The sequence below is a fragment of the Oscillospiraceae bacterium genome (assembly GCA_035380125.1).
Taxonomy (GTDB): Bacteria; Bacillota; Clostridia; order Oscillospirales; family JAKOTC01; genus DAOPZJ01.
On sequence record DAOSWV010000033.1, the window covers coordinates 1 to 20457 of the forward strand.

Here is a 20457-nt window from a genome sequence, read left to right on the forward strand (position 1 = left end):
TAGGGCTTTGCCCGTCTATGAAAAACCCCCGGTTTTACCGGGGGATATTTATTGTCGCAGAGAGAAATCAATAGGTTTGAACGCCGGTTTTGCCGATAATTGAGTTTGCGTCGTCAAGCAGATGCTGAGCGCCGTATCCGCGCATGGCGGTGCGGTATTCATTCAGCACTTCTTTCACGGTCTTGGTATCGTCGGTTATGGCGTTCACGAAGCAGTCACTTGCCGCCAGTAGGATATTTTGATACATGTCTCTTGTATACCATGATGACAACCGTACTGCGAATTGATTCACAACGGGTACTTCAACAGCCGTACCGTTTTCAATTGCATTTTTACGCAGTTCACTCAGGGCAACACCGGTATTATACTGGGAAGCAGCGTCTCCGTATAGAGAGCTGTTATAACCACCGTATTCATCGCCCATATTCAATCCGTCTATGCGCCAGAGAAGGTTGGGGATCGTGGGATAAAGCCCGTCTTCCGTAAGATTAACATCGATGGTTCCATCGGAATTAATTGTATAATTCTTTTCGGAACCATACCGTGTCTCGCAGTAGTTATAACTCGATCCGAAAAACAGATCAAGCAAAAAGTTGACGCACTTCTCCGGCTCAGCTGTGTTTGCGGCTAAAACATATCCCGAAAAAGACGTATCAAGCACTTGCGGGCAAACAGTACCGTTGCGATTCATTCCGGTGGTACAGTCGTATTTACTAAGCGCTCCCATATAGGCCATGTTCGAGCTATAACCGCTGCAGTAAGCAGTAGCGAAATTTTCTTGCGCATAAAGAGCGCTTCGATATGAAGTGATGCTGGTTCCGATATAATCGGTCATATTAAAAACGCCTTTTTGATAGAGGTTACGAAGATATTCAAGCGCTTCCTCGGCATCCGGCTTCAAAAATCCGTCGGTTACACAGCCCTCAATCGGGTCGTAACCGATCATTCCGTAGCCTGAGGTATAGACGCCGTAAGCACGCAGAATATCCGAAGCGCAATAGTAGGGATAACTGCACATGGGAACAATATCCGTGACGTCGGTTCCGCCGCTTTTTTGCAATATGCTCACTTGTTGGGTGAAATCAGCGAATTCATCCAGCGTTGTCGGTGCCTGTATTCCGAGTGTGTCCAGAATTTCGGAGTCATAAATGCGCAGTTGAGGGGTGAGATTATAATAAGAACAGGGAATGGCCCAGATATGGCCGTCTACTGTAAAAGCATCGCGAACTTCCTGCGGCAGTGACAGCCAGACCGGATTATCAGCGAGATAATCTTCGAGCGGAAGGATGTATTGGGGATTGGCATACATATCCACCAAATTGGTAGTATTCATAAAGGCAAAACCGGTGACTACCTCTGCGGTATGTCCTCCGGTCAATAATGACTTGATAATACCGCTTGCATCGTTAGCATTGGTAGTGACGTTCAGATCAACACCGTACCGGGTCGAGATATCCTCAAGCCATTTATCTCCACTCTCGGCGTCATAAGCATTGTTGCGATAAAAGAATCCGGGGAATGCAATGTCCATTGACTGGGGATAATCGCGTTTGTCGGCTTTCGGAAACAGCGCGTTTGAGGTTTCGGAAGCGCCGCAGCTGCTTATAAACACCGAAGAAACAATCAGAAAAATTGTCAAAACGCAGCTGAGAATTTTGGATAATAACGTTTTCATCATCCGAACCGCCTTTCATTTTTAAAGTGAAGAGATTTTCCGGATATTGCGATTGCTCACATAATAACATTTTACACTAAATATGTCAATATCTGTTAAAACGATTAAAATCGGTTTAAAAGTGTAAAGCGGGCGTTATGAACGTCCGCTTTACGATGGTGGGGTGTAGTATGCTGTCAGTAGGTATATAAGAAGTCCTTATCAATACGGATGAATCATCCGTAATAATATGCGGTGGTTTTGCCGATGGCGGCATTCATCTCATCGAGCATTTGATTTCCTCCCAGTTCGAGCATCGCTGCGCGGTATTCGTCCACAATCTCTTGTACCGTTTGATCGGAATCAAAGATTGCGTTTTGGAAGTATTTTAAATATAGCTTGTAAGCGGCGTTTTTATTTTCATAATAGGTCGATGATTTCATGCTTTGGTATAGCTGATACGCCAATGGAATCTTGATCATCTCCCCGGAATTGATTGCATCGCTTTTTTGTCTTAAAAATGCGTTTAGTTTGCCGGTATAAGTGTCCGTACTTGTGTCGATGACTCCGTCTTGACCGTAGTAGATATCCGCATCCGAATAGGGGAAGATATCCGGCAATCCGCCTGTTAAGCTCGGCAGGCTGGGGATTATATAGTCACCGTCGGAATTCTGCACCATATTAACCGTAATTGTTCCGTCGCTGTTCAAGGTATAATTGTCCGAGGAACCTAGCCAGCATTCCAAATAATTTTCCTGAGAGCCGAACAGCATATCAATTAGTAAATTGACAGTTTCTTGGGGCTGCGGGGTGTCTGGCGTCATGGCGAAACCGTTGACGGAAGAGACAATGATTTGCGGGTATTCGGAATTCAAATTATACAATTCGGTAGAATTTTCGTGTTCTGTGTAGAAAAAGGTAGTTGGAATATAATAATTTTGGCTATATCCCGAAGCGATAAGTCCGTTTTCAAATTTTGTATAGTCCGGTGTATAATCAACAGAAATTACGCCGGTATTATAGAGTTCGCGCAGATATTCCAACGCTTCAATGGCAGCGGGTTTCGTTAGCCAGTCCACAAAACAATCGGCTGTCGGGTCATAATTGAACATCGTGAATCCGGAATAATCGGTGTAAAGCCCGTATGCATTCAAAATATCTGTCGTTGATCTTACACTGACGCTGCCAATGGCGGCATTGCCATATTCCTGTAAATAAGTCATAGCGAAATTGTTGAACGAATCGAGATCGGTTACGGTGAGTCCGGTCGCAGCCAGTGCTTTGTTACTGATGATGCGGACGCTATATGTCTGGCTAGCCGAAGTGGGAATCGCATAGATATGACCGTTTATTTCAAATAGAGATTTAAAATCATCGGGCAGGGCATTCCAAGTCGGATTATTGGCAAGATATTCATCCAAAGGCATGACAGAGTCATATTCAACATAAGAATTCAATACACTGTTTGTTCTGACTGAGATTAAACCGGTAAATGTATCGGTTGTCTGTTCCTCCGAAGCGGAAGATGTGGTTTCGGAGTCCGTTGCGCCGCTTTCGGATGAGACATCGGTACTTTCCATATAGTTTTTGTTGTCTGAATAGATTTTAAATTGAACACCGTAATGTTCAGCCATCTCGTCCAGCCATTGCTGTTTGGCGGCATTGTTCATATCCGAACTTGAATACGAGAAAAAGTCACTTTTAAGAATGCTGATGGATTCGGGATAGGCGAGATGCTTCTGGCTCGGAACACATGCGCCCATCAACATACCGGAGGCGGTTACGGCAACGATTAAAACGCAGCTCATAACTTTATTTTTAAATCCTTTTTTCTGATATGTCATAATGGCACCCAACCTTTCTTTCAGGGTCCGTTTTTCCTCGCAGAGTGTCGTGGCGATGACGCCTGCGGGATAACGGTGTGCGGCGGCGAGATTGATCAGTGTCTCGCCGTAAATCTGTTTTTCATCGTTTTGCAGGTTTTTAATTAAGGCCTCGTCGCAGGAGAGTTCGCAGTCACGGCTGACTTCACGGCGAACCAACCATACGATCGGATTGAACCAGTGAATTGCGTTCACAAAAAGCGCGAACCATTTATACAGCAAATCATGGCGGCGTTTGTGCGTAAGCTCATGTGTTAAAGCGCCTACTAATTCGTTTTTCGTATAAATCACGTCGGGCAGGACAATGCTTTGACGGAATAAACCGATCAGCATCGGTGTTTTCGCCAACGGATTTTGATGGATTTTCAGTTTGCATCCGAGTTGTGCGGCAATGTTTTGGATATTTTCATCCGCTGTTCTGTTGACCTTTTTCAATTTCGCAGTAAATATACTGTAACTGATCAAAGTAAAACCGCAAAACGCCGCAAAACCGGCTGCCCAGAGATAAGGGATCAATTCCATAAAACCGACAGATCGTTTTACTGTCGTCTCTGCGGCGGTTTGTGTTTCGGCGGGAACGGTTGTTGTTTCAACTGCGGTTTCCGCAGAAACAGCAGCGGGTGTTGAAACGACTTCAACAATCTGAACTGCAGAGGATTCCGAGACCGCCGGTACGGAGAAAACCGAATTAGACGAAGTGATCGGTGTGGCGTTTTCGACCGATGTGACTGCGGAGACCGCTGTTTGACTGTTCCCGGCATAGATTCGGTCGAGCAGAGCGCCTTCGAACGAGAACGGCAGTACCAGACGAACCAATGCGATCAGCCAGAGATAATACAACACCGATTTTGAGAGATTTTTCTTCCAGAGCGCCTTAACCGCAAAGATCAATCCCGCGATCACGGTACCTGAAAGGGAAAGGGATAATAACAGTAATGTTAAATCACTCATTTTGATCCTCCGGGTTCTCGACCTTGAACATCTCGCGCAGTTCGGCGATATCGTCGTCGCCCAATCTGTTTTGCGACAGCATCGCCGCCACGAGGTCTTTCACGCTGCCGCCGTAAAGCCGATCAATCAGCTGCTGCGTGTTTGTGAGGTTGTATTCCTGTTCCGTGACGATCGGAGAATAATAAAAGATCTCTTTCTTTTCTGCTCTTACCGCATCCTTTTGGCAAAGCCGGCGCAGCAGTGTTCGGGTAGTGGAAGAATCCCAACCGCATTTTTTTGATAATTCGTCTGTGATAACCGAAACGGGCAAAGGTTTTCCGGCTGTCCAGAGCGTTTTCATGACCTCGGATTCGGAATCGGTGATTTTCAATGATTTATCAAAGGATTTATCAAAAGATTTATCGTTCATACGGCATTTCCTCCGGTTTTAAATTGTGCGTTACAGCTGTAACTATCTATATGTTACCACTGTAACATTTTTTTGTCAATAGGTTTTAGAAAAAAATTCCTAAAATATTTTTTGCCGAAATTCAGAGTTGACAAAAAGAGGGGAACATGTTAAAATAATGCGCGTTTGCTGGCATAGCTCAGTCGTGTAGAGAAGGTCTGCAAACAGACCTCGCTGATTCGTAATCAACAGGTCGTCGGTTAAAAATGCTGGCATAGCTCAGTTGGTAGAGCAGCTGATTCGTAATCAGCAGGTCGGGTGTTCAAGTCACCTTGCCAGCTCCAAACAAACTCTCGAGATTTCGGGAGTTTTTATTTTTAAATATCTGCCGGCATAGCTCAGTCGTGTAGAGAAGGTCTGCAAACAGACCTCGCTGATTCGTATTCAGCAGGTCGGGTGTTCTGAGCGTCGATTTATCGACGCTTTGGCGCCTTTGCCAGCTCCAGCGGTGAGTCACCGCTGACAAGTCGCGCTCACAGAAAGTGGGCGCTTTTTGTTTTTATGCACGCGTTCTGGGTTTTATTTTATATGGGAATAAAAAACTTAATCAGCAGGTCTGGTGTTCTGAGCGTCGATTTATCGACGCTTTGGCACCTTTGCCAGCTCCAAACAAACTCTCAGATTTCGGGAGTTTTTATTTTTAAATATCTGCCGGCATAGCTCAGTCGTGTAGAGAAGGTCTGCAAACAGACCTCGCTGATTCGTAATCAGCAGATCGGGTGTTCTGAGCGTCGATTTATCTACGCTTTGGCACCTTTGCCAGCTCCAAAACAGACGAAGGGGTTCCGAAAATTCGAAATCCCTTCGTCTGTAAAAAGAATCGTGCATAAGCGCGATTCTTTCGGGTTCGTAATCTTATTAAGCCGCGCCCACAGAAAGTGGGCGCTTTTTGTTTTTATACACGCGTTCTGGTTTTTATTTTATATGGGAATAAAAAACTTAATTAGCAGGTCGGGTGTTTTGAGCGTCGATTTATCGACGCTTTGGCGCCTTTGCCAGCTCCAAAACAGACGAAGGGGTTCCGAAAATTCGAAATCCCTTCGTCTGTAAAAAGAATCGTGCATAAGCGCGATTCTTTCGGGTTCGTAATCTTATTAAGCCGCGCTCACAGAAAGTGGGCGCTTTTTGTTTTTTAAACACACGTTATAGGTTTTATTTATAATAGAGACGGAAACTTTCTTTATATAAAGAGATGGCATAACTCAGTCAGTGAATGAAAATTTAAATCAGGTCGAATATAGCCAAAATGAACGAATTGAAACCGTCAAATACCACTTTAGTGGTATTGCTTTGAGCATAAATACAGCATAATATAAATATAGTGTTTCCATAAATTCGGAAAGGGTGAAAACAGATGCGCCGGACTGTTTGTCTGATCGTGATTCTGCTGTGCTTTGGTTTTTACGGATGTTCGGGGAATCAAAGCGAAACGGAACTTTTATCTGTACTATCGGAAGAATCCAAATCATCGGTAATAACTGTTTCGGAATCAAGCGAAATCGCTTCCTCTGAGCCGGAAGAGCCATTAAGTGCCGAGCGCGCGAAAGCGAATTTGCAGGAATTTTTAAACGCCGATTCTTTGCATTTGAAATGTCTTGTCACCTATGCCGTCTATGACAATACGCCGGCGGACGCAAAATCCTTTGAAATTTGGAAATTGGGAAATCAATTTCGCAGTGATGAATATGACGGGGGTTCTATAAAATTCCGTGTGATCGCCGACGAACAGCAGGCATTACAGTACAGTTTCAGTAAAAACACCAGTTATGAACCCATAATGCCGCCCGCATATTACAGCGATTTTTACAACTGGGATTTCAATGGTGCGGATAGCGGAACCGTCAGTGCAGACGGCGAATATGTGATTTTCACCATCGACAATATCGATCAATTTTATAAAAAAGATACCGCGCAGGCGGGATACTATTATACAGAGATCGAATTCGGCGTAAACAACGACAGTGTCATTTATGTGACATTATACGGAAATTCTTCATACAGTGAGCGTCCGCAAGCGGTAAATGCGGTCACGCAGACCTATTCATTCGTCGGCCTGAACGAAAATTTCGACGAAACGGTTTTTGCTGCGCCATTTTAAAGATGGCATTAGGAGGGGAACATGAAAAGGTCTTATTTGAAAACCGCAGCTTTCCTTTTCAGCATTTTGTTCTTGTTTTCACAATTTGCGGTGAGCGGATGCGATTTGTCCGAAGGCGCCGGAGATACGGAAACGGATATCGGCACGACAGTGGGTGAAAGCGGGCAATTTTCCGGATTGGGCCAGAGTGATGTCGATTTTTATTTATCAACGGGAGATTTGCAGTGCTTGACATCCGGCGGCTCTTCTAAGCTGCTGCCCGGCGGAATCATCAAGGTGCAGGCGAAAGTGCATAAAAGCACATCAACCGCAGCGAGCGGGTTTGTGGTTTTCTCGATCGGCGGAATACAGCTTGATAAAGTTCCGTTTTTCATGGATGCCTCCGACAATTATATCACGGTAAAAGCAAACTGCAATATGCCGTTTGAGGCATACGAGACGGTGGAAAAAGGGAATACGGTTTCCGACGAATTTAAAGCGGAAGTCATCGCCGGAGAAATCAGCAATGAAATCAACGAATCCGACAACACAGCCGTAAAGTCGGTAACCATTACAGGTGCCGACATCACTGCGAATGAATATCCCGGGCAAGCTGTGATTTTATCGGTCTACGCCGATTCCGATTTGGAAGGCAGGGCTTTGGTACCCGGTGAGACCATCACACTGCACGCCTCGGTTTCGGGCCAGGCCGGTTCCTATCTGCGCGCTTATTTTTATGCGGGTGGCATAAAAATCGGGGATAAGCAATGCTATCTCACGAAGCCAAACGGCACCGCTATATTAAATTTTCAATATTGCGTTCCGCAAAGCGCAACCGACGAGATCGATTTTCATGTTTCTCTTGAAACCGGAGGCAGCGGTTCGCTGACGTTGGCAGTCACACCGTGTGACTATTTTGTGAAAACACAGGGTATCAGTTGGGAATACCGCTCCAATGCGGTCTATTTGACATGCGATGTCTTCAAAAACAGCCCCGTGTCTTTCGGTGATACGAGTGACGAATTGCGATATGTGTTTGTGATCAACGGCGTTGCTTATGAACCCATCAAAGCCGGTTCGGTCAGTGCGCCGTATATGGCTGAGGTGAATTGCCTGTATCGTCTGCCCAATGACGTGACATGGCCGCTGGAAGTCCATGTTGTGGCGGATGCCGGGGGTCTGTTTTCGGAATATCAGGAGGATAATAACATCGCGACCGTTTTAATTCCCGAAAGTTCGGGCGGAACGGAAATTACCGATCTGTCGGTTGAAAGTGTCTGGTCTCTGCCGTCTGTCTTAGTGCCGGGAGAGACGATTCAGCTTTTCGCGGCGGTTAAAAATAATTCCGCGCAGGCGGCCTCCGGATTTTCCGAGGACTTCAGCGTCAACGGTACTGCGCTTGACCCGAACAACGCACTGTACAGCGGATCCATTGACGGCGGGCAGTATAAAATATTCCAAGACACATGGACGGTACCCGATGATTTTTCCGGCGATCTTGAGTTTTTGTTTTCAATCACACCCGGTTCTTCGCAGAGCGATGATGATTTGAGTGATAATACCGCCGGGCAGACCTTGACATTGGCGGAAGCGGATCTCACGGTCGGCGCAATTTCCATCAGCAACGAGGGCGAAACATTGTATGCGGGTTCTGCCATTGAACTTTCCGCGATCATTGTAAATTCAGGCGCATTGCCGGTATCAAATGCGGAAATTCGGTTTTTAATCGATGATGTGATCTATGCAACCCGAACGGTCGATATCCCGTCATACGGTTCGGTGTCTCTCAATGTGCCGTATGTAATCCCGGTGGTCGAGGATGAAACGGTTACGGAAGCAGCTATGACAGGCATAACGGGCGAAGGAATTCCCTCCGGAATGGGCGGATTGGATTATTCGGTGACAGTGGATGCGAGTAATCTGATTGCCGAGAGTGACGAGACCAATAACACCGCCGGGCCGAAACGGTTGAATGTCGTCGCCGGAACCAATCGGGGTGTCGTTGTCGTCCGAGTCCGTAATCTGGGGTATGATCCGATTTCAAACGCGGAGGTTACGCTTGCCGCAGGAGAACAGACGACGAATGCGATAACCGACGCATACGGATACTGTACCTTCGTTGATGTACCGTTCGGGTCTTATACGGCATCGGCCGGAAGAACCGGATATAATGTTCAGACATACGAAGACGAGCTTTATGAGGGAAACGGAAGCGATCTGGCCAGTATCTATTTGGACAATTTCTCGTACATTTCCGGAACGGTCACATCCGCGTCCGGTTCTGCGTTGTCAGGCGTCAAAGTCACGGTCAAAGACACCAATTATAAGGCCTATACCGACGAAAACGGGGTATATACCTTTAAAATATCGGCAGGAAACCATGAGATCGAATATCGTTTTGCCGGATACGCGCCCGTATACAAAAAAATCGACCTTTCATTGGCGGAGAATAAAACCGTGAATATTGCCATGAACACCACGGATTTAACTTATCTGAGCGGCTATGTGTTCGGAGACGGGTATGCGGCGATTTCCCTAATGAAAATTGAGGCCTTCACAACGGATGGGCAGGTTCTTGCGACGGCTTATTCCGATGCCGAGGGATTCTTCGCGACGTATTTTCCAATCTCCGCACAACACGTCGAAAACATCCGAGTTCGGGTAAGCGGGCAGGGTCTTTATAAGGAGCAGGGTCTGGATTTCTACAGGGGCCTTGAGACCGAATGGAACTTCTCGTTTATGACCGAATCCGCGGAAACGGGCATGGGTGATGTGCTGTCAAGCGCGGATATCAAAGTCGTCGCATGGGCGGAATGCGCTTCGGTGCCGAGTACCATGTTCACACAGGGGTATGAAGTGCGGTCAATTTACGGCCCGTTCGGGTTTAAAACATTTGTCACCGCAACGGATTCCTGCATCAATCACCTCAGCGTTGAGACCACACCGGATTATTGGAATTATAACAGCGTATCGGGCACTTGGAGCCCGACCGACCTGATCAGCACCAATAATGAACTTTTAGATCTCGGCATCAATGTGGTCTCGATGATTTTCCCGACCGACGTTCCGATTTCGATGGGATTCCACAGTTCCAATAAAACCATGGTTTACATCAAAAAAATCGTGATTCTCTCGGATGGTATTGAAGTATGCGACCCGGTTTATCCCAACTTGCCCGGCAGTTATGCATTTGCACCGGATGTTCAGGTGAATTGGGACAACTGTCTGATTAAATATTATTTAAGGGTCGTGCCGGACGACGGCGTTTCCAATCCGGCATCCGGGTATCATTATGACTGCGTTTTGATCCTCTTCAACCCCAAGACAAAAGAACTCACGATCCGAAATTATATCGTTGTCGGAAAAGACCCCAATACCAATGACGAATTGTACATGGATGAATAGGAGTGAAAAATGTTGAAACACAAAAAGGGAACGATTTTCGGTTTTGCCGTATTGCTTGCGGCGCTGACGGTTTCGGGCTGTATCGGCCCGGGGGGATTAAAAAGCGAACAGAGTACCCAAACCGAAAGCACGGGCAGCACACAGAGTGTTGTCAGCACGGTCGAAAGCAACGTTAAAACGACGGAAGGCGCAAACGAATATATCTCGGAGCAATACGGATTTGCGTTCACCTATAACCAACTGCTTCTGACTGAGGAGACCGAATATGATGAGTTTGTCTCGCTGACCCATCTGAGCGGCGACAAGGCCGTTGTGAAGATTCAGGAACCCGAATTTATGAGCGCCGAGGAGTTTGAGGAATGGCTCAAGACCGCTTGGCAGGATAACGATCCGGAAATCACGGTATATCGCCGGGAAGAGATGACACTGAAAGGATATCCCGCTTTACTGGTGGAAATCAGTAGAACGATTTTGGGTCAACAACTCAGAACCATCGATCTGATCGCTTTAAAAGACGGGTATCGGTATGATCTGATTGTCACAATGCAGGAGGAATACGTCGAGGATGTGCGCACCGAATTTGATGTGGTCGTCGCTTCGTTTCGGCTGCTGAGCAATAAAGTGGATCTCGGGGAGACATGGAAACGTCAAATGCCCGACGATTTCCCTTATGACATCATCACGCTTGCCTATGTGGAAGACATGAATTATACGATGGGGGATTTGGACAGCCGGTTCAGTATCGCCTATTTTTCCGAGGCCTCCAAAGACGATTTAAAGGAATTTTATCTCGAATTGATGCAGAATGCGCAGGAACTCGAAATTGATTATTATGATATCACCGGTGCCAAAGGGGGATATGAGATCAGCATCGAGATCGACGACGGTTATCTGACCGAGAGCAAAGTGAAAATTGTTTTAACAAAGATCGATTGATCCGCGGCAGTATAACAAGGGCCTGCTTCGGCAGACCCTTGTTTTTTGTGTTGTAAATGAATATAATGGAAGAAACGAACCGATTTTATGATCATTTATATTCGAAAAGAACGGAGGACGGGCAAATGCAGACCGGGAAAAAAGCGATATATGCCTACCTATGCTTCTGGATTTTTTGGATCATGTTCTGTGTGCGCTATGCCTTCACGTTAGGACTGGTCGGTCCGAACGGTGATGCGCCTGTGCTGACAACCGCATTATTCGTCTCGGTGTTTTGTCTTTCCATTCCGGCGGTTCTATTCCTTTTTGATTTTAAAAAGCAACTCAATTTCTTGATTAAGGCGGCAGTGATTTTTTCAGCCGCTGGATTGTTTTTATTGTCGTTTTTAATAATCATACCCGATTGGATTTCGGCGGTACCACTGGCGTTGGGTTCGGGGATTCTGACAGCCGGTTTTTTATATCTGTTTGCTTACGGGCTGGAGCGTCGCGGGCAACTGATTATGATCACGGTTTTTCTTGCGGCAAAACCCGTGTTTTCGTTTGCCGCCCTGATGTTTTCCGATCATTTGGGAAAGAACTGGTATCTCGTGTCCGCCGGATTAATGTTGGCATGCATCTTCATCTGCGGTCTGTTCTTAAAACGAGGCGATTTCGAGAAAAAGGTAAACCGGTCCGTGAGTATTTCAAACGGAAAAATGGTTTTGATTTATGCGCTGTTTGCACTCGTGGTGTTGGAACGGATGAACGGCGTTTTCAAATTGTACGGTGGGCATGATGCGGCGCCCCTCAATTATGACATGTATTTTATGGGCTGTATGATTGCCGCCGCGTTGTCATGGTGGTTGTTCGTACATAAAAAATTATCACCGGTTTATGCATTTATTGCGTTTGCCGCCGCGTCTATTCTGCATTTTGCACTTTCGATCGCCGCGGTCAACGGAGTTTTAATAAACACGGATTTGGACATGATCTTTTTTGGAATTGCAGATATCGTCTATGTTTTCCTGTTTCTCACTGCGGCGGGATTCAGCGTTTCACAGAAAGGGAAGGGTGTGTTTATCGGATTTGTCTGCGTCTTCGGGTTGGCGTTGTTAGCCGGATTCGGGATTTCCTATCTTCTGTTTGCTCAATTCAAAGAACTGAACGCATTGGTTTATTCGCTGATCTCACTGGCATTGGTCGCGGCGAGCTTGTTGTTCGCACCGATCTTTTTCAAAATAAAACAAAATGAAAACGCCTCTATAAAGGAGGCGTCTGAAAATCATATTAACAGCCTTTTAACATCTCGGGAAAACGAGGTCGTTCAATTGTTGCTGCAGGGTTATTCCAACCAACAGATTGCACAAACATTGTTTATTGCGCCGTCCACTGTGAAGGTATATTGCCGCAGTATTTATGAAAAGCTCAATATCCACAGCCGTTCGGAACTGCTGGTTTTATATATGAATCCTGCGGAAAAATCATAGCCCGAACAAATCCAAAATCCTGTCCCAAAAGGTCTCGGTAACGGTTTGAACGGGTTCGGTTTCTGTTGTTTTCGCGATTTCGATTGCGGTTGTCTTCAGCACGAATTGTACGGCGGAGACAGACGTATTTTTATCTGAAACAAACGATTTGACCACTGCGCCGCTGCCGGTGAGTTCGGCAAGCATTTCATCAATCTGATCAATCGCTTCACTGTCCATATCGGCAGTGCCGTCTTTCAGCGCTGCGGTGCCGGTTTTATAATCCGAAATACCGCTTTTCAGTTCTTTAATGGCGCTGTTTAATTCGACCACCGCATCATAAAGCTGCTGTGCCGACGCGTTGATTTGAACCAGCCCGTCGTATAGATCGGATGTGCCGCCCGAGAGTTGCTTTGCGCCTGACGAGAACTGATATACGCCGTCGGTGTATTGAATAATCCCCTGCGTGAATTGAATGGCATTATCCAGCTGCGTCTTGACCGCCGCCATCGTAGGAACTGCAGATAAAATTGAGTCATAATTTTCCGGGGTCAGAGTGGGGAGTCCCATACCGGTGAGCTGTGCGTTAACCGTGTCAAATATGGCCTGCTGAATTGCCAGCGCGCCCATGACTAGCACCGAATTTTGTTCGGTCAGCTGTGAGAGCCCGTCGCTGAGCGAGGCTGTTCCGGCCTTTAAATCGGAAGCGCCCGCCACCAGTGAAGAAAGCCCTTCTTTATAGGCCTTTAAACCATCGGCGTAGCTGTTCATACCGTCGGCAAGTTTGCCGACGCCGTCCGAGAGTTCTCCCGCGCCGTCGTCAAGCGTCTTTGCAGCATCTGACAATTCGGAAAATTGACTTGTAAACGAGCTGGTATCAACGTCAAAGTTGAACACCATTTTGATTCCGTTGATTGTGATGGGGTCCATTTCGAAATTATGCACATCGGCAGTTATCGAGATGTCGGCGGTTTTACCCGGCAGAACGATATACGAGAGCTGTTTGCTTCCGGAGGCCTCTGCAGCCGTTGCACCGTCGGCTTGAATATTGTCACAGAGCGTCTCGTCTAACGTAACCGCAATCTGCAGCGCGAAGTTATCAAAAAAGCTGCTGTTGATAGCGGAATTCTGTGTGACAGAGAGTTTGATCTCAATCGAACCGGTTTTTCCCGCAAGTTCGGATGCGGTTAATTCTGTGCCGTTTAAAAAATATTTAATTGCGATTGTCCACGGCAGGTCTTTCGATGCAAGCGTCCCCTGATAGGAGAAACGGCTCGTGTCCGAAGATGACGCGATCACATCGCCGTTTTGGGTAATACTGCTCGCGTCGGTCAAATTCTTAATCTCGGTATAATTTCCGTAATCGGTGAATGTCCCGCCGTCGAAAATATTGACAACGAATACATCATTGACGGTGCCGTCTGCGTTCAGAATGCCGTATACGACTTCCTCTTTTTCAGAAGCTGAAGAAGTTTCCGTCGAGACGGCAGGGGTGATGACCTGCTCCGAGGTGGTTTCGCCGGAAAAGGCGGGGATGGCGACCCCCGAAAGCAGCGTCAGGGCTGTAAGAAAGGCAAAAATACGTTTCATATCAAATGTTCTCCTAATCTCTTCTTTTCTCTTTTAATTTTAAAGTGGTCTTTTGAATGATCTTATCGAATAAAATCAGCAATTCCGGCAGCACGCAAATAACCATGAAGAAAGACAGCAGGGTGCCTCTTCCGAGCAGTGTACCAAGTTCCGATACAATCGGATTGGTCGATGTCATCGCCAGAATGAATCCGGCGGTCGAGAGAATCGCCGCAGAGGTCAAAACAGCAGGCACCTTGTTTCCGAGCGCTGCTTTCATGGCCTCTTTCTTCGGCAGGGTTTTGCGTTTGTGCAGATAGCGGTCGGTCATCAGAATCGCATAGTCGACCGTCGCGCCGAGCTGCACGGTGCTGATCACCAGATATCCGATAAAATTAAAGGATTGGCCTGCGAAATAGGCAAAAGAGAGGTTGATCCAGATGGCGGTTTCAATGGTAAAAACCAACAGCAGCGGAATCGTCAGAGACCGAAATGTAATCAGCAACACCAAAAAGATACCGATGATCGCAATCAAATTGACAATTGTCGTGTCGGTCGAGACAACCGTCTTGATATCGTACAGGACGGCACTTTGCCCCGTGAGATAATAAGTATCATAATATTGCGCCGCAACATCCGCGACCGTCTGCACCGTCGCAAACGCTTCATCGCCTTCTTCGGTTGTGTCGGTATAGAGGATGATTCGGGCATAATGTTCGGAATAGAACATGCTTGAAACATCATCTGACAGATATTCGGGCGGAATTTCGGAACCGACCGAGGTGGTATAGGAGACCACAGAGGTCACGTGCGGAACGTTCGAAAGCGATTCGCATAGTTCTTTCTCACTGCCGGCGTCACCTTTTGAGACCAGCAGCACCAGTTGGTTATCGCTGCCGAATTTTTCATCGATGGCCCTATTGTCCATCGCAACGACAGAGACATCCGAAAGTTCGCTCATACCGTATTTGAAATTGACATTCGACTGTGCCAAAAAGCAGGGTACCGCGACAAGCACGGCGAGAATCAGAATCGGCGTGTTGATTTTCATCAGCACTTTTCCGACACCTTCAAGATTGAAAAAGAAGGCCCGGTGTTTTGTTTTGTCCATCAGTTTATAACTGACCAGCGTGAGTGCCGGCAAAAAGATCATCACCGAGACGAAACTTAAAATAACGCCCTTGACCAGCGTGAACGCCATGTCAAAACCGATGCCGAACCGCATAAAGGCAAGCGCGGCGAATCCGATTATGGTTGTTGCGGCGCTGGCGGAAATTGCCGATGCCGACTTTTTAATGGCGCGCTTCATGGCTTCGTGCGGCTCATACTCCTGCCGCAGATCGTTGAAACTGTGCATTAAAAAGATCGCATAGTCCAGCGAGACAGCCATCTGAAGAATGGGGCTGACCGCATTTGAAATGAATGAGACCTGCCCGAAAATCAAATTGGTGCCCATGTTGATTACGACCGCAACGCCGATGGAAAGCAGAAATAAAACCGGTTCAAGCCAGGAAGTCGTGGAAATAATTAAAATAGAAATGATAACGGGGACCAGAATCGCCATCGCTTTTAAGACCTCGGATGATGACATGGCCTGTGCGGATGCTGTGTTTACGGCATCACCCGATATGGCGTATTGTAAAGCGCTGTCTTCGATCAGTGCGCGAAGGGCTTTGACAGTGCTCTCCTCTTTGCCGTTTTCGATGGCGACCGAAAAAAGCGCACTGCCGTCAAGATAATAATTTTTAACAATGTTTTGATCCAGATATTCAAGCGGTACCGAACCGAGCGTTTCAATACCGACCGCATCTTCGAGCCATGTGACCGAAGAAACACCGTCCACCGCCGCAAGTTTTTCTTTATAATCCAACGCTTCCCGTACGGTTAGGTTGTCGATCATCACACGGGCATTGGGAAGGTCGTCGGAGAATTCCTCCGTCATAATATTCAATGCCTGTGTCGACTTTGCATCTTTCGGCAGATAATCCTTTAAATCATAATTGACGGTTACCAGTCCGGTGAGGATGCCACATGCGGCGGTGATAAGGATGAACAGGGTAATAATACTTTTTTTGTATTTCGTGATAGAATTTGTGAATTTGCTCATATTTGACCTCTAAAAATAAATAAACAAAATGTTTAAAAACAGATTATCTGTTGCAAAACATCTACATATCTAGTATAATAACAGTAAGATGCATAGTCAACAAACAGATATTTAAAAAATGTTTGTTGTTAAACTTTTTAAACGTATCTGTTCGATAACCGACAAATCACATAAAAATTTTTCCGGAGGACGCGAAATGAAAAATGGAAAAGACGATCGCAGGGTGAAATACACCAAAATGGTCCTGAAAGATAGTTTTATCAAATTACTTGAAAAAAAAGACATCTCGCAGATTACAATCAAAGAAATTTGTGAAAATGCCGACATAAACCGTGCCACCTTTTATGCGCACTATAACGATCAATACGATTTAATGCGCAAGATGGAGGAGGAACTGCTTGAAAATGTCAGCTTCTATCTGAGTGATTACATGCAGAGCAAGCCGAATGTCGATCTTGTCGGCATGATCGAAAAGATTCTGGAGTACATCAAAGAAAACGCCGAATTGTGCAAACTGCTTTTAGGCGAGCGGGGCGATTTGGATTTTCAAAAGCGCATCATGATGTTTGTCTATGACAAAAATCTGAGCCAGCTTATCAGCAACGAAGCCATTGAAAAGGAAGACACGGATTATATTTATGCCTTTACAATTACCGGTTGTGTCGGTATGATTCAAAAATGGCTTGAAGGGGATATGAAAAAGACCGCTCGATCGCTTGCCGAAATGTTGGTCAAAATTACAAAAGGTGTTCCGAACTCCTATTTAAAATCAGATGAGCAAATCAGAAAGCCGCGTAAAGAATTGTAAAACTATAAAGTTTAAAAACAAAATAAAATTTGGCGTTTCATCAAATAAAATTCATAATTACAACAAAATAATATAATGAATACTGAATAAAATAAAAACCGAAGACGAGGGAACCATGCGTTTTCAGAAGGATGGCAATTTCATGAGAATCGCCTTAGTTCCCGCATACCAACCTGAACAGCTGCTCGTGAGTTTGACAGAGCGGTTGAAACAGTCTGGTTTTAAAACAGTAGTTGTTGACGACGGCAGCGGCGATCAATACGGACAAATTTTTTCAACCGCGGGAAAACACGCCGTTGTTTTGGCACACGAGAAAAACAAAGGAAAAGGCAGCGCCTTAAAAACCGGGTTAGCCTATATACAAGAGACATTCCCGCAAAACAGCGTCGTGGTGACGCTGGACGCGGATGGACAACACAAAGTTGAGGACGCCATTCGTGTATGTGAAAAAGCGGAAGCGGACGACAACTGCCTGGTTTTAGGCTGCCGGTCACTGAAAAAAATGCCGTCGCGCAGTCGCTTCGGTAATACCGTTACGCGGTTTGTATTTCATATGTCTACCGGTGTCAAGGTCGGCGATACTCAGACCGGACTACGGGCTTTTTCAACAAAGTTGATCCCTTTTATGCTTCAAATCGAAGGTGAGCGGTATGAATATGAGATGAATATGCTGCTGGAATGTTCAAGAAACGATGTCCCGTTTCGGGAAGTTGAGATTGAAACGATCTATTTCGAAAACAACGCCCATTCCCATTTCAGTACAATCAAGGATTCCTATCGGGTCTACCGCGATATTTTTAAATTCGCCGCTTCATCGTTTACAGGGTTCCTGATAGACTACGGCTTGTACAGTTTGCTGGCCACATTGACTGCGGGATGGGTCATCGGCATTCCGTTCTCCAATATCACGGCGCGGATCGTGAGCGCGAGTGCCAATTTCGCTATCAACAAGCATTATGTCTTTAAGAGCAAAGACAGTGTGGTCAAGACCGGTGCACAGTATTTTATCCTCGCCGCCTGCATTATGTTGTGCAATACGGCGCTGCTGACCCTCATGGTGAACGTTATCGGAATCAATCGCTATGCGGCAAAGATTTTCACGGAGATTACATTTTTTGTTTTCAGCTGGACCATTCAGCGGTTTGTCATATTCAAAAAAAATAAACGTGTCAGTGAAACGGTGAAATAATTTATGTTCAAAAAATCTTTCAAATGGGCCATTATTTATTCAATCGCATTAGTCTCGTTCACGCTGTATGCCGTTCTGGATACCTTTGTGATTCCGAGAACTTATGCCGTCGTGGGGACGAGTTTGCAGACGACAAGCATATCCCCATATTCTGCGGTATATTCAGCGATATCGGAAAACACAGCGGTAGTATCTGAGGCCTCATCTGCGTCTGTTGCATCGGTTGATTCGCAGAACAATTCACAGGAAAACACATCCTCCGACTCTGTGTCATCAGAATCCGTCACAACCTCTGTAACACCGGTTATCACCGACAATTCCTATCAGGATGCGAATATCAGCATCACAATCACCCAGTACCGCGAATATGACACTGACATCTATGTCGCGGATGTTCAGGTATCCGACGTCAGTTATCTAAAAACGGCATTTGCGCAGGGGATTTACGGGCGGAATGTGACCGAGAAGACCTCAACGATTGCGGCGGAAAACAATGCGATTCTGGCCATCAACGGTGACTACTACGGCGCTCAAAATAACGGATATGTTCTGCGAAACGGCGTTTTATACCGCAGCACCGCTTCAGACTCCTCACAGCAGGATCTTGTGATCTATGCGGATGGTTCTTTCGGTATCATCACCGAGGGGCAGACAAGCGCACAGGAACTGCTGCAGAGTGGGGCAATCCAGGTGCTCTCGTTCGGTCCGGCGCTGATTGAAAACGGCAGCATCGCCGTGAGTAAAAACGAGGAAGTCGATAAGGCCATGACCTGCAATCCCCGAACGGCAATCTGTATGATAGACAATTTGCACTATCTGCTGGTGGTTGCGGACGGCAGGACCAGCGCAAGCACCGGATTATCTCTTTACGAGATGGCACAATTTTTAAAAACTCTCGGTGTCCAAACGGCTTATAACCTCGACGGCGGCGGCTCTTCGACGATGGTATTCAATGGGGAAGTTATCAATAACCCTACGACAAACGGCAATAGAATCACCGAAAGGAGTGTGAGCGACATTGTCTGCATCGGCTATTGAATATAAAACGGCAAGAATCAAAAAGACCTTATGGGTCTATATCGGAATTACAGCGTTCTGCGCATTCTTCAGTGCGGTTTATGAACATTTCAGTCACGGCGTCAATTCTAACGCGATGATTTGGCTGTTCGCCTATCCGTTCGTCGGCGGCGTACTGATGTTCGGGCTGCTCGGGTTGATTAAAAAAGCGCCTTTTCCGGGGCGCGTGAGTTATAATCTCTATAATTCGGGTATCGCGACATTGGCGGCCGGCAGTTGCTTTACAGGGGTTCTTGAGATCTATGGAACGACTTCAAACCTGTCGGCTGTATATTGGATTGCGGGGATTTTTCTGACCGGTATCGGCATCTTGCTGTATTTGATTAAAATTTTGATATATTCGCAATGAGCGTTTGATATTGTTCTTTGGTCAGCATGGCGTTGACGAATTCGAGCAGGGCATTTGAACCGATGCGTGCCGGAAGTCCGGCGGCAATGGTAAATGCCCTGCGTTTCTGTACGCTGTCAGGTCTTCCAACAAGCCCGTCAGCATATAGATCGGCCTTGGTCAGCGTTTGGAGTGGTTCGATGCGGTCAGAGGCGAACGGCGTAAGGATTTCTTCCAAAACGGAAACGCTGATTCCCTCGACACCCAGTTTTCCCTCTTTAGAAGAGACCTGTTTGCGTTTTTCTTTGCCGAATACGTCGGGAATATAGGCATGTTTAACTTTTTCTTTCGCAATTCGCCCGTTGATGAAAGCGCGCAGTTTAAAACCCGCGGCGTCGGAATCAGTCAGCACCAATAATCCGCGTTTATCGGCTAACGAACGCAGCGCATCGATTTTCTCATCGTCTGTAAATACCGAAAAGCCGTCAAGTGTGACGATGTTAGCATCGGTCACGCTTTGCAGTTTGATTTTATCGTATTTCCCCTCGACAAGGATGATTTCATTGATGTGAACCAT

General features: G+C 46.3%; 14 protein-coding genes and 1 tRNA gene. 9 read left to right on the forward strand and 6 right to left on the reverse strand.

What is annotated here, in order from left to right:
- Positions 1-67 precede the first annotated feature (67 nt).
- The 3 genes from PK629_11595 to PK629_11605 form a co-directional block, all read right to left on the reverse strand.
- Complete coding sequence (locus tag PK629_11595) at positions 68-1678, reverse strand: extracellular solute-binding protein (GenBank protein ID HOP12119.1); 1611 nt, start codon at positions 1676-1678, stop codon at positions 68-70.
- Positions 1679-1890: 212 nt separating this feature from the next.
- A complete protein-coding gene (locus PK629_11600; GenBank protein HOP12120.1) occupies positions 1891-4488 on the reverse strand; it encodes a M56 family metallopeptidase in 2598 nt (865 codons plus the stop codon).
- Positions 4481-4897, reverse strand: coding sequence for a BlaI/MecI/CopY family transcriptional regulator (locus PK629_11605; protein HOP12121.1), 417 nt, complete (start codon positions 4895-4897; stop codon positions 4481-4483). The genes PK629_11600 and PK629_11605 overlap by 8 nt, the downstream gene beginning before the upstream one ends.
- Before the next feature lie 247 nt (positions 4898-5144).
- Between PK629_11605 and PK629_11610 the strand changes: the two genes are divergently transcribed.
- The 5 genes from PK629_11610 to PK629_11630 all read left to right on the forward strand — a co-directional run bounded on the left by PK629_11610 (position 5145) and on the right by PK629_11630 (position 12823).
- Positions 5145-5220, forward strand: a tRNA-Thr gene (locus PK629_11610).
- A gap of 1070 nt (positions 5221-6290) precedes the next feature.
- Positions 6291-7034: a hypothetical protein gene (locus PK629_11615; GenBank protein ID HOP12122.1), complete on the forward strand. Its 744-nt coding sequence runs from the start codon at positions 6291-6293 to the stop codon at positions 7032-7034.
- A 21-nt stretch (positions 7035-7055) separates the two neighbouring features.
- Positions 7056-10418 carry a carboxypeptidase regulatory-like domain-containing protein gene (locus PK629_11620; GenBank protein HOP12123.1) on the forward strand — a complete coding sequence of 1121 codons (3363 nt, stop codon included), beginning with the start codon at positions 7056-7058 and terminating at the stop codon, positions 10416-10418.
- A gap of 9 nt (positions 10419-10427) precedes the next feature.
- The gene (locus PK629_11625) at positions 10428-11354 is read left to right on the forward strand and encodes a hypothetical protein (GenBank protein HOP12124.1); all 927 of its coding nucleotides are present in this window, start codon (positions 10428-10430) and stop codon (positions 11352-11354) included.
- Positions 11355-11479: 125 nt separating this feature from the next.
- Complete coding sequence (locus PK629_11630; protein ID HOP12125.1) at positions 11480-12823, forward strand: LuxR C-terminal-related transcriptional regulator; 1344 nt, start codon at positions 11480-11482, stop codon at positions 12821-12823.
- Here the strand turns inward: PK629_11630 and PK629_11635 are convergent.
- Entirely contained in the window at positions 12818-14392 is a 1575-nt protein-coding gene (locus PK629_11635; GenBank protein HOP12126.1) for a hypothetical protein, read from the reverse strand. The genes PK629_11630 and PK629_11635 overlap by 6 nt on opposite strands.
- Before the next feature lie 13 nt (positions 14393-14405).
- Positions 14406-16478, reverse strand: a complete 2073-nt coding sequence (locus tag PK629_11640) for an MMPL family transporter (protein ID HOP12127.1) — start codon at positions 16476-16478, stop codon at positions 14406-14408.
- Positions 16479-16674: 196 nt separating this feature from the next.
- On the opposite strand from PK629_11640, the gene PK629_11645 reads away from it, so the two are divergent.
- From PK629_11645 to PK629_11660, 4 genes are all read left to right on the forward strand, one after another.
- Positions 16675-17286, forward strand: coding sequence for a TetR-like C-terminal domain-containing protein (locus PK629_11645; protein ID HOP12128.1), 612 nt, complete (start codon positions 16675-16677; stop codon positions 17284-17286).
- A gap of 142 nt (positions 17287-17428) precedes the next feature.
- Positions 17429-18475 (forward strand): bifunctional glycosyltransferase family 2/GtrA family protein, encoded by a 1047-nt coding sequence (locus tag PK629_11650; GenBank protein HOP12129.1) that lies wholly within the window; start codon positions 17429-17431, stop codon positions 18473-18475.
- 3 nt (positions 18476-18478) lie between these two features.
- On the forward strand, positions 18479-19513 hold the full coding sequence (locus tag PK629_11655) for a phosphodiester glycosidase family protein (protein HOP12130.1): 1035 nt from the start codon (positions 18479-18481) through the stop codon (positions 19511-19513).
- The gene (locus PK629_11660) at positions 19494-19901 is read left to right on the forward strand and encodes a hypothetical protein (GenBank protein HOP12131.1); all 408 of its coding nucleotides are present in this window, start codon (positions 19494-19496) and stop codon (positions 19899-19901) included. Before PK629_11655 ends, PK629_11660 begins: the two co-directional genes overlap by 20 nt.
- Here the strand turns inward: PK629_11660 and PK629_11665 are convergent.
- Positions 19876-20457, reverse strand: a complete 582-nt coding sequence (locus PK629_11665) for a DUF4093 domain-containing protein (GenBank protein ID HOP12132.1) — start codon at positions 20455-20457, stop codon at positions 19876-19878. The two genes, PK629_11660 and PK629_11665, sit on opposite strands and share 26 nt — an antisense overlap.